Here is a 15,723-nt window from a genome sequence, read left to right on the forward strand (position 1 = left end):
CAGTCCGGCCGCCCGTGAGGAGTTTTTACCGTGAGTGAGCGTTCCAGCCATTGGCAGTTGCAAACCATCGTCAGCCAGCTGCGTACGGCACGTGAGCAGTGGCGTGCACAAAACGGCCGCGCCAGCGGTGAGCAGGGTGGTCGCGAGCTGCCATCACGGGCGGCCATGGCGGAGATTCTCGAAGCGCTCTGCGGTGCATTGTTCCCGATGCGATTGGGGCCGGTGGACTTGCGCGAAGAGAGTGAAGATTTCTACGTTGGCCACACCCTTGATGTGGCGTTGAACGCGTTGCTGGCCCAGGCACGCCTTGAATTGCGCTACGCCGCTCGCCACAGCGCCCAGGCCGACACCGAGGTCGAGGCGAGAACCATCCAGATCATCCAGGACTTCGCCCTCGCGTTGCCGGGGTTGCGCAGCCTGTTGGACACTGACGTTCTGGCGGCCTATCACGGCGATCCGGCGGCACGCAGCGTCGATGAAGTGCTGCTGTGCTATCCCGGCATCCTGGCGGTGATTCACCATCGCCTGGCCCATCATCTATATCGCGCCGGCTTGCCATTACTGGCGCGGATCAGCGCGGAAATCGCCCATTCGGCCACCGGCATCGACATTCACCCGGGCGCGCAGATCGGCCGCAGTTTCTTCATCGACCACGGGACCGGTGTGGTGATCGGCGAAACCGCGATCATCGGCGAGCGGGTGCGGATTTATCAGGCGGTGACCTTGGGTGCCAAGCGTTTTCCGGCCGATGAAGACGGCCAGTTGCAGAAAGGCCAGGCAAGGCACCCGATCGTCGAGGATGACGTGGTGATTTATGCCGGGGCGACGATCCTGGGGCGGATCACCATCGGCAAGGGCTCGACCATTGGCGGTAATGTCTGGCTGACCCGCAGCGTGCCGGCGGGCAGTAATCTGACCCAGGCCAATCTTCAGCTCGATGATGGGGCGCAAAAGTAGGAGCCGTCATCAATCCCTGTAGGAGCTGTCGAGTGCAACGAGGCTGCGATCTTTTCAAGAGCACCGCAAACGCAAAATCAAAAGATCGCAGCCTGCGGCAGCTCCTGCAAAAGCACGACCGCCGAGCCCTGGAATTAGTCCTTAGCACCCTATTCATGTTTAACTTGAACGTTCATTCAAGTTAAACCGGTGGTTCGCTGCCCGCTCACAACAGGAGGCTTGCCTTTGCTGAGTCCGATTTCTACAGCCACGATTGACCCCCTCGAGGTGCACCTGCAATGAGTGCATCGTCCATTCCCCCAAGCGGCCTGGTCCGCATGAATCCGCCGGTGTTCTACTTCGCGGCGACCTTCATTCTGCTGTTCGGCGTCGTGGTCATTGCCATGCCCGAACAGGCCGGCGCCTGGTTGCTGGCGGCGCAAAACTGGGCGGCCAACACGGTTGGCTGGTACTACATGCTGGCGATGACCCTGTATCTGGTCTTCGTGGTGGTCACCGCGTTATCGGGCTACGGCAAGATCAAACTCGGTGCCGACCACGACGAGCCCGAATTCAGTTATCTGTCCTGGGCCGGCATGCTGTTTGCCGCCGGGATCAGCATCACGCTGTTCTTCTTCTGCGTGTCCGAGCCCCTGACCCATATGCTGCAACCGCCCCAGGGCGAGGCGGGCACGGCGGATGCGGCGCGCCAGGCGATGCAGATCCTGTTCCTGCACTGGGGCCTGCATGGCTGGGGCGTGTTCGCCTTTGTCGGCATGGCGCTGGCCTATTTCGCCTACCGGCATAACCTGCCGCTGGCCTTGCGCTCGGCGCTGTACCCGCTGATCGGCAAGCGCATCAACGGCCCCATCGGTTACGCGGTGGACGGCTTCGGCATCATCGCCACGGTGTTCGGCCTGGGTGCGGACATGGGCTTTGGCGTGTTGCACCTCAACTCGGGCCTGGACTACCTGTTTGGCATCGCCCACACCCAGTGGATACAGGTTGGCCTGATCACGCTGATGATGGGCGCGGCGATCATCGTCGCGGTGTCCGGCGTCGACAAGGGTGTGCGGGTGATGTCCGACATCAACATGCTGCTGGCCTGTGCGCTGCTGCTGTTCGTGTTGTTCGCCGGGCCTACCCAGCACCTGCTCAATACCCTGATCCAGAACGTTGGTGACTACCTCGGCGCCTTGCCGATGAAGAGTTTCGACCTCTACGCCTACGACAAGCCCAGCGACTGGTTGGGTGGCTGGACGGTGTTCTACTGGGCCTGGTGGATCGCGTGGTCGCCGTTCGTGGGCCTGTTCATTGCGCGGATTTCCCGTGGCCGGACCATCCGCGAGTTCGTCTTCGGCGTGCTCCTGATTCCGCTGGGCTTCACCCTGGCGTGGATGTCGATCTTCGGCAACAGCGCCATCGACCAGGTGCTCAACCACGGCATGTCGGCGCTGGGCATGTCGGCCATCGACAACCCGTCGATGACCCTCTACCTGCTGCTGGAAACCTACCCGTGGAGCAAGACCGTGATCGCGGTCACGGTGTTCATCAGCTTCGTGTTTTTTGTCACCTCTGCCGACTCCGGCACCGTGGTGTTGTCGACGCTGTCCGCCAAGGGTGGCAACCCGGATGAAGACGGGCCGAAATGGCTGCGGGTGTTCTGGGGCGCGATGACCGCGCTGGTGACCAGCGCGCTGCTGTTTTCCGGCAGCATCGATGCGTTGAAGTCGGCTGTGGTCCTGACTTCGCTGCCGTTCTCGCTGATTTTGCTGTTGATGATGTGGGGCCTGCATAAAGCGTTTTATCTGGAGTCGCAGAAGCAGATTGCGCAGATGCATTCCCTGGCGCCGGTGTCCGGTTCGCGGCGCGGTGGTTGGCGCCAGCGCTTGAGCCAGGCAGTGCATTTCCCGTCGCGGGATGAGGTCTATCGCTTCCTCGATTCGACAGTGCGCCCCGCCATCGAAGAGGTGTCAGCGGTGTTTATCGAAAAGGGCCTGAAGGTCGTGACTCACCCGGAACCGGTCAATGACAGCGTCAGCCTGGAAATCGGTCACGGCGACGAGCACCCGTTCATCTACCAGGTACAGATGCGCGGCTACTTCACGCCGTCATTCGCCCGCGGTGGCATGGGCTCCAAGGAGCTCAATAACCGGCGCTATTACCGGGCCGAAGTGCATTTGAGCGAGGGCAGTCAGAACTACGATCTGGTGGGCTACACCAAGGAACAGATCATCAACGACATCCTTGACCAGTACGAACGGCACATGCAGTTCTTGCACCTGGTGCGTTGAGCGGTTCTAGGCCTCGGAGGTCATCACCATGAACAACACCAGCGCCGCCACCGGAATACCGAACACGGCGCTGCCAACCACCAGTTCCGTGCCCAACGGCTGGCCCGCATGCACCATGCCCACCGCGCCATTGATCAGCGTCAGGGCCAGCCACAGCACGATGAAGCTGTAGGCGAGGACCTGGCGGGGAAAGCCGATCTTCTCGCCGATGTACAGCATCAGGGCGAGCAGGATCAGGCCGAAAGCGATGATGATGGTGGTGTGCATGGTGTTGCGCCTCCCTTCGGATGTTTGCTCGCGCAAAGTTCACCGCGATCCCTGTAGGAGCAAGCTTGCTCGCGATTGGCGTGGCCGCGATTTCAGAGTGAGCATAGTTAAACCAACCCACCATTGACCCGCAAAATCTGCCCATTGACCCAAGCCGAATCCGGCCCGACCAGAAACGACACCACCCGGGCAATATCCTCTGGTTGCCCGAGACGCTCCAGCGGCGCCATCCTGGCGAAATTCTGGATCTGCTCTTCGCTCTTGCCCTGCAGGAACAAATCGGTCGCCACGGGGCCAGGCGCCACGGCGTTGACCGTGATATCGCGTCCGCGCATTTCCTTGGCAAATACCTGGGTCAAGGATTCCACCGCGGCCTTGCTGGCAATGTACACCGCATAGCCCGGCAGGTTCAGGCCCACGGTACTGCTGGAGAAGTTGATGATCCGCCCGCCGCTGTTCAGGCGCGTGGCGGCTTCGCGCAGGGTGTTGAAGGTGCCGCGGGCATGGATGTTGAAGTTCTGCTCGAACAATTCGTCGCTGTGTAGCGCCAGCGGCATGACCTTGAGGATACCGGCGTTGTTCACCAGCACGTCGACCTTGCCCAGTTGTGCTTCGGTCTCATCGAACATGCGGCGCACATCGTCGGCCCTGGCCACGTCTGCCTTGATCGCTATGGCTTGGTGGCCAGCCTGGCGCAGCTCCACAACCAGTCTTGAGGCTTCGCTGGCACTGTTGGCGTAGTTGATGGCGACAGCGAAACCTTCGCTGGCCAGTTGCCTGGCAATAACGGCACCGATGCCGCGGGAGGCGCCGGTCACGAGGGCAACCCTGGACGTTTGAGTGGTCATGGCATGTTCCTGATGAGTGGGTGTGGGTCCAATTTCACATGTTTACTCAGGCCGATAAATGCACGAGAGTTGCCTTGACTGTTCAATAATCGCCAACAATCGAGCGAAGGAGTTCAGCGTGGATCAAGTCAAAGCGATGAAGGTGTTCGTGCGCATCTACGAGCGCAGCAGCTTCACCCTGGCGGCGGACGACCTGAACCTGCCGCGCGCGACCTTGACCCACACGCTGAACCAGTTCGAGGCCTGGCTCGGTACGCGATTGCTCGAGCGCAGCACACGCAAGGTGCGTCCTACGCTGGATGGCGAGGCGTACTACCAGCGATGTGTGCAATTGCTCGCAGAGCTGGAAGAAGCCGAACTGGCGTTTCGCAGCGTGGCGCCCAAAGGCCGGCTGCGCGTCGACTTGCATGGCACCTTGGGCAAACATTTCGTGATCCCGGCCCTGCCGCAATTCATGGCGCGCTACCCGGACATCGAACTGTCCATCAGCGAGGCCGATCGCCACGTTGATCTCATCAGCGAAGGCGTCGATTGCGTGCTGCGCGCCGGCACCCTTGGCGATTCCACGCTGATCGGCAAACGCGTCGCCAATCTGCGCCAGATCACCTGCGCCAGCCCGGCCTACCTGCGCAAACACGGTGAGCCGAAAAGCCTCGACGACCTGAAAAACCACCGTGCGGTGAACTACGTCTCGCGCACCTCCGCCAAGTTGTTCCCGTTCGAATTCATGGTCGAGGGTGAGCTCAGGGAAGTCGCCATCGACGGTGCTGTCTCAGTGTTTGGCGCGCAAATCTATGCCGCCTCGGCAATTGCCGGATTGGGCCTGATCCAGTGCCCGCACTACCGCATGGAAACGCAGATCGCCCAGGGCCTGATCAAGGAAGTCCTCACCGACACACCGCCACCGCCCCTGCCGGTTTCGGTGCTGTACCCGCACAACCGACACATGTCGCCACGGGTTCGGGTGTTTGTGGATTGGTTGGGGGAGGTGTTTGCGGGGGCCGAGTAGCCGCTGGTCCATTCGAAAAACTGCGCGACAACGATCGACTAATATTTTGCATAGTGTGTATGGTGTGTATTCGCGTGTTGCTTCTTCGCCTACCTTGCACGGCAGTTGCTGTCGAAAAGGGCGAAGGGCATGCGGAGTCGGGAGATGATCAGGATGATCGAAGAGGATGGTTGGTATCTGGTGGCCGTGAAAGGCAGCCACCATCAATACAAGCATCTACATAAGCCAGGCAGGGTAACGATCAAGCACCCTCACGCTGATCTTCCAAAGGGAACGATCAACAGCATATTGAAACAGGCGGGCCTGAAATGAGGCCTGTCATCGGATACGAAAGTCCCGATGCGGACTTGTCACAGGAAGGATTCATCCAAATGAAATTTCCGGTCGTTCTGCACAAGGATGCCGACTCAGACTACGGAGTGATCGTCCCGGACGTACCGGGCTGCTTCTCCGCAGGCAGCACAGTTGCAGAGGCATTTGAAAATGTGAAAGAGGCATTGTCCCTGCACTATGAGGGTCTGGTTGCCGATGGCGATCCACTGCCTCAAGTTCGCGAGATTGACGCCCATATCGAAAACCCCGATTACGCTGGCGGTGTGTGGGGAATCGTGGAGTTCGACATAACACCTTACTTCGGTAAGTCGGTGCGCTTCAATGCCACGCTGCCTGAGCAATTGCTTGAACGCATCGACCAGACTGTCAGGCGGGACCGGCGCTACAGCTCAAGGTCCGGCTTTTTGGCAGCTGCAGCGCTGCGTGAGTTATCGGCCTGACACAGGAGCAGGGCAGATCAGGGTGACCTCGGCATTGGGCGGTCCTTCGCGACCGCATTACCTCCTGCAGAATGTACATAACCTTGTAGGAGCTGGCTTGCCAGCGATCGACTGCGCAGCAGTCGTTTATCTGAAGAACGGCACATCCCCCAACACCGTCGCCCGCTGCATCACCCGCCGCGCCGGACGGTAGTCATCCACCGCGTAATGCTGGGTCACGCGGTTGTCCCAGAACGCGATGTCGTCTTTCTGCCAGCGCCAGCGAATGGTGAATTCCGGCCGGGTCGCGTGGGCGAACAGGAACTTCAGGATCGCCTCGCTCTCGGTGTCCGACAGTTCGTTGATTTTCGAGGTGAAGCCCTCGTTGACGAACAGTGAGCGACGCCCGCTCACCGGATGCGTGCGGATCACCGGATGCGACAGCGGCGGGTTCTTGCGCCGGGTCTCTTCCCATTGGGTCAGCGCTTCAGGCGTGCTGCCATAGCGCTCCAGCGGAAACGAACGGGTGAAGTCGTGGGTGGCGGTCAGCCCTTCGAGCAGCGTCTTCATCGGCGCCGACAAGGCTTCATACGCCGCGATGCCGCTGGCCCACAGGGTATCGCCGCCAAACTCCGGCAGCAGCTTGGCACTGAGCACCGCGCCCATGGCCGGGGTCGGCAGGAAGGTCACGTCGGTGTGCCAGATTGCGTTGTCACGCACGTCAGTCACGGCGGTGTCGAGGATCAGTACCTCCGGTTGTTCCGGCACGTTCGGGTAGATCGGGTGAATGTGCAGGTCGCCGAAATTGGCGGCGAATCGCGCTTGCTGCTGCGGCGTGATCGGCTGCTCACGGAAGAACAGCACCTGATGCTTGAGCAGCGCCTGCTCGATGGTGTCGCGTTGTTCCAGGTTCAGCGGCTGGCTGACGTCGACGCCGCTGATCTGTGCGCCGAGGGCCGAGCTTAGAGGGACGATGGTCAGGTGGCTCATGGTGATTTTCTTTAGTCCAGGTGTGCTTTTTTGTGGGAGCGAGCCTGCTCGCGATTGCAGTGTGCCAGGCAATACAACTTTGACTGATGTACCGCTATCGCGAGCAGGCTCCCACAGGTTTATTCACTCATCAGTGAGCCTGGCCGTGCCATGGCACCAGTTTGCGTTGCAAGGCGCGCAGGCCCATCTCCATGGCGAAGGCAATCAGGGCGATCACCAGAATCCCCAGCACCACCACATCGGTGACCAGGAACTGCGCAGCCGACTGCACCATGAAACCCAGGCCGCTGGTGGCGGCGATCAATTCGGCGGCCACCAGTGTCGACCAACCGACACCGAGGCCAATGCGCACGCCAGTCAAGATATCCGGCAAGGCACTTGGCAGGATCACATGGCGAATCAACTGCGCGCGGGTCGCGCCCAAGGACTGCGCAGCGCGCAATTTCGCCGGGTCTACCGTGCGCACGCCGGTCGCTGTAGCGATGGCGATCGGAGCGAAAATCGCCAGGTAGATCAGCAGCACTTTCGACAACTCACCGATGCCGCACCAGATCACGATCAGCGGCAGGTAAGCCAGCGGTGGAATAGGGCGGTAGAACTCGATCAGCGGATCCAGCACGCCTCGGGCAATACGGTTGGCGCCGATGGCGATGCCCACCGGCACGGCGGTCAGCACCGCGAAGCCGAGGCCCAGGCCGATGCGACTGAGGCTCGCGCCCAGGTGCTGCCACAAGGTCGAATCCATGTAGCCGCTGGTGACCAGCAACCAGCCTTTTTGCAACACGGCGGACGGCGGAGGCAGAAACAGCGGTTCTATCATTCCAGTGGCGGTGACCGCCCACCAGATGACAACGAGCGCGACCAGGGTCAGCAGGCTGATCCAGCGAGTACTCAAGCTGCGGCGCAGGGGCGCGACCGTGGAACCAGGTTTGACCGCTGCAACGGGAATTTCGTAGCTGCTCATGCGCGCTCCTGCCGCTGGGCGGCGCTGCGTTGGGAGAACACTTTGGCGAGCACGTGTTCGCGGGTTTCGATAAAGCGCGGATCGGACTTGATCGACCGCGCCGACTCACCCGCGGCGTAGCGCTGCCCGAAATCCAGCTGCAGACGCTCGACGATCTGCCCAGGATTCGGCGCCAGCAAAATCAGATCCGTGGCAAGGAACACCGCTTCTTCAATGTCGTGGGTAATCAGGAACACCGGTTTGGCGGTGCGCCGCCAGACTTGCAGCAGCAGCTCTTGCATCTGTTCACGGGTGAAGGCGTCGAGGGCACCGAAGGGTTCGTCCATCAGCAACACCCGCGGGTCGGCAGCAAGCGCGCGGGCCAGGCCGACACGTTGCTTCTGGCCGCCGGAGAGTTGCCAGATCCGGCGGCTTTCAAAACCTGAAAGGTCTACCAGCGCCAGCATTTCCCTGGCGCGGATTTCCCGTTGTTCTCGGGTAACGCCGGCCAATTCCAGGCCGAAGCCTACGTTGGCCAACACGTCCTGCCAGGGCAGCAGGGCGTCGTCCTGGAACACCACGCCGCGTTCGGCGCTCGGGCCTTTGACCGGCACGCCGTCAAGGGTGATGCGCCCGGCGCTGGGTTCGACGAAACCGGCAATCAGGTTCAACAGCGAAGTCTTGCCACTGCCGGACGGGCCGAGGGCCACCAGCAACTGCTGGGGGCCGAGGGTCAGGGAAATATCCGCCAGCACCGGTGTCGGGCTGCCGGGGTACTGTGCGCTGATGCGCTCCAGCTGTAGCAAAGCCATCGTCATTAACTCCCGATCAATCCGTGATGAACTTGGCGCTGACGTACGGCGCGTAGTCCGGCAGCACGGCATCGACCTTGCCTTGTTCCTTGAGGAACACGGCAGTGTCGGTGATGGCCTTGGTGGTCGGCGCGCCGAGGGTGATCACTTGGTCAGCCGCCAGCGGGTAGACGTTGCCTTGCAGCAGCAGCGGAATGTCGCTGGCCTTGGCGCCGGACAGTTTTACCAGCTTGTCGACGTTGCCTTGATTGGCCAGCCAGGCTTGGGGGTCCTTGCGGTAGTCGGCGTAGGCATCCAGGGTGACTTTGGCGAACGCGGTGACGATTTCCGGGTGCTTCTGGGCGAAGTCCTTGCGCACGATCCAGGCATCGAAGGTCGGCGCACCGAACTTGGCCAGTTCGCCAGAGGTGATCAGTACTTTGCCGTTTTCCTTGGCCACGCCCAGGGCCGGGTCCCACACGTAGGTGGCGTCGATGTCACCGCGTTTCCACGCGGCAATGATCGCTGGTGGAGCGAGGTTGAGCACGGTGACTTTCGACGGGTCGATGTTCCAGTGCTTGAGCGCAGCCAGCAGACTGTAGTGGCCGGTGGAAACGAACGGCACGGCGATTTTCTTGCCGATCAGGTCTTGCGGGGTCTTGATCCCTGAACCGTCGCGGGCCACCAGGGCTTCGGCAGCGCCGATCTGGGTTGCGATCAGGAAGGTTTCCACCGGCACCTTGCGGGTGATGGCGGCTGTCAGCGGGCTGGAACCGAGGTAGCCGATCTGCACGTCACCCGAGGCGATGGCGGCGATGATGTCGGCACCGTTATCGAATTTGCGCCAGTTGATGTCGGCCTTGGTGGCTTTTTCGTAGGCACCGTCGGCCTGGGCGACTTTCGCCGGGTCTACGGTGGTCTGGTAAGCGACCGTCACGTCAGCCGCCTGGGCAAACAGACTCGCCGCTGCCAGGGAGGCGGCCGCCAGCAAGCGTAGTGGGAAATTCAGTTTCATCGGGAAGCTCCTTGTCAGGCGACCGAGAGTCGGCGTGAAAAGGAGACTAAATGATATAAGAATCCGAAAATAAATAACTTTTTCGAATGAGCTTATGAGCGGAACATTCTAAGAGCATCTTTGTAGGAGCCGGCTTGCTGGCGAACCAGGCGGCGCGGTGTGACAGTTGCACCGCCTTCGCTGGCAAGCCAGCTCCTACAGGGTTTGCGTGATCTTCAATTAGTTGCTGATCGCCAGAATACTTGCCTGGTACGAACCGACAAACACATCGAAGTCACCGACTTCGTTTTGCTCCAGCTCCGCTTGCTGAGCGAGCGACGAACGCGCCCGTTCTTCAAACTTCGCCTGTTCCTCTGCCGGCAACGGCTCGCTGCGGAAAAACTCCGCGTGGGCCCGGCTCTGGCGCAGGGAGAACTGAGCAAAGCTTTCCTTGTGCTCGGCCATGGCCGCCAGCACCTGGGCCGATGGCGTGAGGGCAGGGTTCTGGACCTTGGCCATCTGCGCGTCCAGCGCTTTGCTGTGGGCATCGCTGCCATGGCTCTGGTCAAGCAACGCGGCCAGCGGGGCAATGCGCTCCAACAATTGGCCAGCCCACTCTTTCAGGTCGACCGGTTGCCCGTCGCGTTGCAGTTGCAGGCCTGGACGACGACCTTCCTTGACCACGCTGAGGAAGTTGGAGGTCGCATTGCCGCAGCTGGTGTTGGTCAGCAATGGGCTGTCGTTCAGTGCGCAGTACAGCAGGAACGCGTCGAGGAAGCGCGACTCGGTGAGGTCGATGCCCATCGGCAGGAACGGGTTGATGTCCAGGCAGCGCACTTCGACGTACTGGATGCCGCGGGCCACCAACGCCTGGATCGGCCGCTCGCCGGTGTAGGTCACGCGTTTCGGGCGGATGTTGGAGTAGTACTCGTTTTCGATCTGCAGGATGTTGGTGTTGAGCTGGACCCACTCACCGTCCTGATGAGTGCCGACTTCGACATAGGGCGCATAAGGTGTGGCCACCGCTTTGCGCAGGCTGTCGGTGTAGCTGTTCAGGTCGTTGTAGCACGGCGTCAGGCCAGCCTGGGCGTTGCTCTGGTAACCCAGGTCGCTCATGCGCAGGCTGGTGGCGTACGGCAGGTACAGGGTGTCCGGGTCCAGCTGTTCCAATTGGTGCGAACGACCGCGCAGGAACCCGGCGTCCAGCGCAGGCGAGGCGCCGAACAGGTACATCAGCAGCCAGCTGTAGCGGCGGAAGTTACGGATCAGGGCGATGTAGGACGACGACTGAAAGTCGCGATCGGTGCCGACAAAACCTTCGGCCTGCTTGAGCAGCGGCCAGAGTTTTTCCGGCAGGGAAAAATTGTAGTGAATGCCGGCGATGCACTGCATGGTCTTGCCATAGCGCAGGGCCAGGCCCTTGCGGTAGACGTACTTGAGCTGACCGATGTTGGATGTGCCGTAGTAGGCAATCGGGATATCTTCCTCGGCCGGCAGCGGGCACGGCATCGAGGGGCTCCACAGGTACTCGTTGCCGAGCTTGCTGTAGGCAAAGCGGTGAATGCTGTCCAGGCTCGCCAGCGTATCGGCCGGGTCGGGCAGGGCCGGGGTGATGAACTCCAGCAGCGACTCGGAATAGTCGGTGGTGATCTGTTCGTTGGTCAGCGCGGAACCCAATTCTTCCGGGTGCGGCGTTTGCGCCAGGCGACCTTCATCGGTCACGCGCAGGCATTCACGTTCGATGCCGTGAAGGCACTGTTCGAGCAGAGAGAGGTTAGCGCGCTCGCCGAGCAGAGCCAGGCGGCGGTTGAGAAGTTCGCTCAAGTTGGATTCCTTCACGCGTCAGTCGCCCCAATATGGGGGTGGGCAAGACGGTCTACAAGGGTGAAGTTAAAACTGGCGTTTTCGCCTGGTTTTTCGCGCCGCAGCGCAATCTCTGTAGGAGCGAGCTTGCTCGCGAAGGACGTAAGGGCGCCGTGTTCAACCTGGCGGCCCGCGTCATCGTTAACCTCCATCGCGAGCAAGCTCGCTCCTACAGGTTTCTTAGCGCGAAATTAACTCAAATCGATGGCATCTAGCTACAGGACAGCGAACGTGCCTTGTGCTTTAGCGACCAGTTTGTCGCCTTGCATCACATCGGCTTCGACCACCAGCGTGCGCCGGCCCGGGTGGATCACCCGGGCCGTGCACATCACCTCGCCGCCTTCGACGGCGCGGATGTAGTTGATCTTGCACTCGATGGTTGCGCTCTGCTGGTCAAAGCCGTGAGTGCTGGAACAGGCCAGCCCCATGGCAATGTCCACCAGGCTGAACAAGGCCCCGCCGTGCAGCTTGTTGGCACGATTGCGCAGTTCTGGCTCAAGCGTCAGGGCGACTTGCGCCACCCCGGTTTCCAGGCTGTGCAAGCGGCAGCCCAGCAGCTTGAAAAATGCGCTTTCGGTGTACCCGGCAGGGACGTCCATCAGCGCTTCTTCAGCTGTTTGGCGTTGGCGAACAGCGACGCCATGGCGTTGTTGCTCGGCGCTGCGGCCGTGGTTTCCTTGCGCGGTGCAGTGTTCTGGGATTGGCGTGGCGCCGAACCCGGACGCGCGCCACGAGCGCCGTCGATTTTCTCGCCCGGCGTGTCACTCATGCGCATCGACAGGCCCACGCGCTTACGCGGGATGTCGACTTCCATGACCTTCACCTTCACCACGTCGCCGGCCTTGACCGCTTCCCGTGGATCCTTGATGAACTTCTCCGAAAGTGCAGAGATGTGCACTAAACCGTCCTGATGCACGCCGATATCGACGAATGCACCGAAGTTGGTCACGTTGGTCACGACGCCCTCGAGAATCATGCCCAGCTGCAGGTCCTTGAGGTCTTCGACGCCTTCCTGGAACTCGGCGGTCTTGAACTCGGGACGCGGGTCGCGGCCCGGTTTTTCCAGTTCCTGGAGGATGTCGGTCACGGTCGGCAGACCAAAGGTTTCATCGGTGTATTTCTTCGGGTCGAGGCGCTTGAGGAACGCGGCATCGCCGATCAGCGAGCGGATGTCGCGATCGGTCTCGGCGGCGATGCGCTGTACCAGCGGATAGGCTTCCGGGTGCACGGCGGAGGAATCCAGCGGGTTCTCGCCGTTCATGACGCGCAGGAAACCTGCGGCCTGTTCGAAGGTTTTTTCGCCCAGGCGCGCGACTTTCTTCAGCGCGGCGCGAGTCTTGAAGGCGCCGTGCTCGTCGCGGTGGCTGACGATGTTCTGCGCCAGGGTCGCGTTGAGGCCGGAGATCCGCGCCAGCAGCGCCACGGAGGCGGTGTTGACGTCGACGCCCACGGCGTTCACGCAGTCTTCGACCACCGCATCCAGGCCACGGGCCAGTTTCAGCTGCGACACATCGTGCTGGTACTGGCCGACCCCGATGGATTTCGGATCGATCTTCACCAGCTCAGCCAGCGGATCTTGCAGGCGACGGGCAATCGACACCGCGCCACGGATCGACACGTCCAGATCCGGGAATTCCTTGGAAGCCAGTTCCGACGCCGAGTACACCGAAGCGCCGGCCTCGGAGACCATGACCTTGGTCATCTTCATGGCTGGGTATTTTTTGATCAGCTCGGCGGCCAGCTTGTCGGTTTCACGGCTGGCGGTGCCGTTGCCGATGGCGATCAGGTCCACGGAGTGCTTGGCGCACAGGGCGGCCAGAATCGCGATGGTCTGGTCCCACTTGTTGTGCGGCACGTGCGGGTAGACTGTGGCGTGATCGAGCAGCTTGCCGGTGGAATCGACCACCGCCACCTTGCAACCGGTACGCAGGCCCGGGTCAAGACCCAGGGTCGCGCGCGGGCCGGCCGGGGCCGACAGCAGCAAGTCGTGCAGGTTGTGGGCGAACACGTTGATCGCCTCGGTTTCCGCGCCATCGCGCAGCTCGCCCAGCAGGTCGGTTTCCAGGTGGGTGTAGAGCTTGACCTTCCAGGTCCAGCGCACCACTTCGCCCAGCCATTTATCGGCGGCGCGGTTCTGGTTCTGGATGCCGAACTGCTGGCCGATCATGCCTTCGCAAGGGTGCATGGTGCCTGGCAGTTCATCGCCGACTCTCAGCGCGGAGCTGAGGATGCCTTCGTTACGGCCACGGAAAATCGCCAGGGCGCGGTGCGACGGCATGCTTTTGAGCGGTTCGTCGTGTTCGAAGTAGTCGCGGAACTTGGCGCCTTCCTCTTCCTTGCCGGCGATCACGCGGGCACTGAGGGTGGCTTCCTGCTTCAGGTAGCTGCGCAATTTGTCCAGCAGGCCGGCGTCTTCGGCGAAGCGCTCCATGAGGATGTACTTGGCGCCCTCGAGGGCGGCCTTCACGTCGGCCACGCCTTTCTCGGTGTCGATGAAGCGCGTGGCTTCGGTTTCCGGGCTCAGGGTCGGGTCGTTGAACAGACCGTCAGCCAACTCGCCGAGGCCGGCTTCCAGGGCGATCTGGCCCTTGGTGCGGCGCTTCTGCTTGTACGGCAGGTACAGGTCTTCGAGACGGGTCTTGGTGTCGGCGAGCTTGATGTCGCGCTCGAGTTGCGGGGTCAGCTTGCCTTGCTCCTGGATGCTGGCAAGGATACTGATGCGCCGTTCGTCGAGTTCTCGCAGGTAGCGCAGACGCTCTTCCAGATGACGCAGCTGGGTGTCATCGAGGCTGCCGGTCACTTCTTTCCGGTAACGGGCAATGAAGGGCACCGTGGAGCCTTCATCGAGTAGCGCGACGGCCGCTTCGACCTGTTGTGGGCGTACGCCGAGTTCCTCGGCGATGCGGCTGTTGATGCTGTCCATAAAACCACCTGACAAATTGTGAAAGCAGGCTCGCAGGCGCGCAGATAAAGGCCCGGCGAGTCTGGTTGAGCGGCCTGGCCTGCGCCGCTACCTGGATCAAAGGTATCCCGTTGACCCGTGAAATCGAACAATTACTGCCGGGGCCATGAAAATAAAAAGCAGCTGGCCGGCGTAACGATCAGACGTTGCCTGACACAAAAGGCCGCGCATTATAACCAGCGTTCTGCCATTCGGGGGCATCGCCTGGCAACGGTGCAAGGGCCGGTTTCCTGGCGATAAAGGAAAAATCTGCTAACAATGCACACGGTGCGTATAACGGCAGCTACGCCATAATGCGCGCCGAGATCAAAGGAGCATCCAATGAGCAGCACTGCAAACATTGCTGAAGGCGAGAAAATTCTGATTGTTGACGACGATCCTGGGCTAAGCAGCCTGCTGGAGCGTTTTTTTGTCAGCAAGGGCTACCGTGCCCGCGCCGTACCGAACACCGAACAAATGGATCGCCTGCTGGCGCGTGAAGTGTTCAACCTGGTCGTCCTCGACCTGATGCTGCCCGGCGAAGACGGCCTGACCGCCTGCCGCCGACTGCGCGGCGCGAACAATCAAATCCCGATCATCATGCTGACCGCCAAGGGCGATGAGCTGAGCCGGATCAAGGGCCTGGAACTGGGCGCCGACGATTACCTGGCCAAGCCGTTCAACCCGGACGAGCTGATGGCGCGCGTAAAAGCCGTCCTGCGCCGTCAGTCGGCTCCGGTGCCGGGCGCGCCGGGCAGCGAAGACGAAAGCGTGACTTTCGGTGACTACGAGCTGTCCCTGGCCACCCGCGAACTCAAGCGTGGCGAAGAAGTGCACATGCTCACCACCGGCGAGTTCGCGGTGCTCAAGGCGTTGGTGATGAACGCCCGTCAGCCATTGACCCGCGATAAGCTGATGAACCTGGCCCGTGGTCGTGAGTGGGATGCCCTGGAGCGCTCCATCGACGTGCAGATCTCCCGCCTGCGCCGGATGATCGAACCCGATCCGTCCAAGCCGCGCTACATCCAGACCGTCTGGGGTGTGGGTTACGTGTTCGTTCCGGATGGCGCCGCCACCAAGTGATCGACGATTTGC

General features: G+C 61.4%; 15 protein-coding genes. 6 read left to right on the forward strand and 9 right to left on the reverse strand.

Annotated elements, in window-relative coordinates; all coding sequences use genetic code 11:
• Window positions 1-30: 30 nt before the first annotated feature.
• Window positions 31-957 (forward strand): serine O-acetyltransferase EpsC, encoded by a 927-nt coding sequence (gene epsC, locus ACYP2Q_RS12215; RefSeq protein WP_459730693.1) that lies wholly within the window; start codon window positions 31-33, stop codon window positions 955-957.
• Between the two features lie 317 nt (window positions 958-1,274).
• Window positions 1,275-3,230 (forward strand): choline transporter BetT, encoded by a 1,956-nt coding sequence (gene betT / locus ACYP2Q_RS12220; RefSeq protein WP_406591438.1) that lies wholly within the window; start codon window positions 1,275-1,277, stop codon window positions 3,228-3,230.
• Between the two features lie 6 nt (window positions 3,231-3,236).
• Here the strand turns inward: betT and ACYP2Q_RS12225 are convergent, their stop codons facing one another.
• On the reverse strand, window positions 3,237-3,497 hold the full coding sequence (locus ACYP2Q_RS12225) for a hypothetical protein (RefSeq protein ID WP_459730694.1): 261 nt from the start codon (window positions 3,495-3,497) through the stop codon (window positions 3,237-3,239).
• A gap of 107 nt (window positions 3,498-3,604) precedes the next feature.
• The gene (locus tag ACYP2Q_RS12230) at window positions 3,605-4,345 is read right to left on the reverse strand and encodes an SDR family oxidoreductase (RefSeq protein WP_459730695.1); all 741 of its coding nucleotides are present in this window, start codon (window positions 4,343-4,345) and stop codon (window positions 3,605-3,607) included.
• 118 nt (window positions 4,346-4,463) lie between these two features.
• On the opposite strand from ACYP2Q_RS12230, the gene ACYP2Q_RS12235 reads away from it, so the two are divergent.
• From ACYP2Q_RS12235 to ACYP2Q_RS12245, 3 genes are all read left to right on the forward strand, one after another.
• The gene (locus tag ACYP2Q_RS12235; protein ID WP_459730697.1) at window positions 4,464-5,354 is read left to right on the forward strand and encodes a LysR family transcriptional regulator; all 891 of its coding nucleotides are present in this window, start codon (window positions 4,464-4,466) and stop codon (window positions 5,352-5,354) included.
• 129 nt (window positions 5,355-5,483) lie between these two features.
• On the forward strand, window positions 5,484-5,666 hold the full coding sequence (locus tag ACYP2Q_RS12240) for a type II toxin-antitoxin system HicA family toxin (protein WP_459730698.1): 183 nt from the start codon (window positions 5,484-5,486) through the stop codon (window positions 5,664-5,666).
• Window positions 5,663-6,127 carry a type II toxin-antitoxin system HicB family antitoxin gene (locus tag ACYP2Q_RS12245; protein WP_459730699.1) on the forward strand — a complete coding sequence of 155 codons (465 nt, stop codon included), beginning with the start codon at window positions 5,663-5,665 and terminating at the stop codon, window positions 6,125-6,127. The genes ACYP2Q_RS12240 and ACYP2Q_RS12245 overlap by 4 nt, the downstream gene beginning before the upstream one ends.
• A 126-nt stretch (window positions 6,128-6,253) precedes the next feature.
• On the opposite strand, the gene tauD is transcribed toward ACYP2Q_RS12245, so the two are convergent.
• From tauD to ACYP2Q_RS12280, 7 genes are all read right to left on the reverse strand, one after another.
• Window positions 6,254-7,096 (reverse strand): taurine dioxygenase, encoded by an 843-nt coding sequence (gene tauD / locus ACYP2Q_RS12250; protein WP_459730701.1) that lies wholly within the window; start codon window positions 7,094-7,096, stop codon window positions 6,254-6,256.
• Window positions 7,097-7,226: 130 nt separating this feature from the next.
• The gene (gene tauC, locus ACYP2Q_RS12255) at window positions 7,227-8,060 is read right to left on the reverse strand and encodes a taurine ABC transporter permease TauC (RefSeq protein ID WP_459730702.1); all 834 of its coding nucleotides are present in this window, start codon (window positions 8,058-8,060) and stop codon (window positions 7,227-7,229) included.
• Window positions 8,057-8,851 (reverse strand): taurine ABC transporter ATP-binding subunit, encoded by a 795-nt coding sequence (tauB, locus tag ACYP2Q_RS12260; RefSeq protein WP_459730704.1) that lies wholly within the window; start codon window positions 8,849-8,851, stop codon window positions 8,057-8,059. Before tauB ends, tauC begins: the two co-directional genes overlap by 4 nt.
• A gap of 16 nt (window positions 8,852-8,867) precedes the next feature.
• On the reverse strand, window positions 8,868-9,845 hold the full coding sequence (tauA, locus tag ACYP2Q_RS12265; protein ID WP_459730705.1) for a taurine ABC transporter substrate-binding protein: 978 nt from the start codon (window positions 9,843-9,845) through the stop codon (window positions 8,868-8,870).
• Window positions 9,846-10,064: 219 nt separating this feature from the next.
• Complete coding sequence (gshA, locus tag ACYP2Q_RS12270; protein ID WP_459730706.1) at window positions 10,065-11,648, reverse strand: glutamate--cysteine ligase; 1,584 nt, start codon at window positions 11,646-11,648, stop codon at window positions 10,065-10,067.
• A gap of 254 nt (window positions 11,649-11,902) precedes the next feature.
• The gene (locus ACYP2Q_RS12275; RefSeq protein ID WP_459730707.1) at window positions 11,903-12,286 is read right to left on the reverse strand and encodes a PaaI family thioesterase; all 384 of its coding nucleotides are present in this window, start codon (window positions 12,284-12,286) and stop codon (window positions 11,903-11,905) included.
• Window positions 12,286-14,610 carry a Tex family protein gene (locus ACYP2Q_RS12280; protein WP_459730708.1) on the reverse strand — a complete coding sequence of 775 codons (2,325 nt, stop codon included), beginning with the start codon at window positions 14,608-14,610 and terminating at the stop codon, window positions 12,286-12,288. The genes ACYP2Q_RS12275 and ACYP2Q_RS12280 overlap by 1 nt, the downstream gene beginning before the upstream one ends.
• Window positions 14,611-14,970: 360 nt before the next feature.
• Between ACYP2Q_RS12280 and ompR the strand changes: the two genes are divergently transcribed.
• Entirely contained in the window at window positions 14,971-15,711 is a 741-nt protein-coding gene (gene ompR, locus ACYP2Q_RS12285; protein ID WP_020795794.1) for an osmolarity response regulator transcription factor OmpR, read from the forward strand.
• The last annotated feature ends 12 nt before the right edge of the window (window positions 15,712-15,723 follow it).

This window comes from Pseudomonas sp. MHK4, assembly GCF_054600775.1.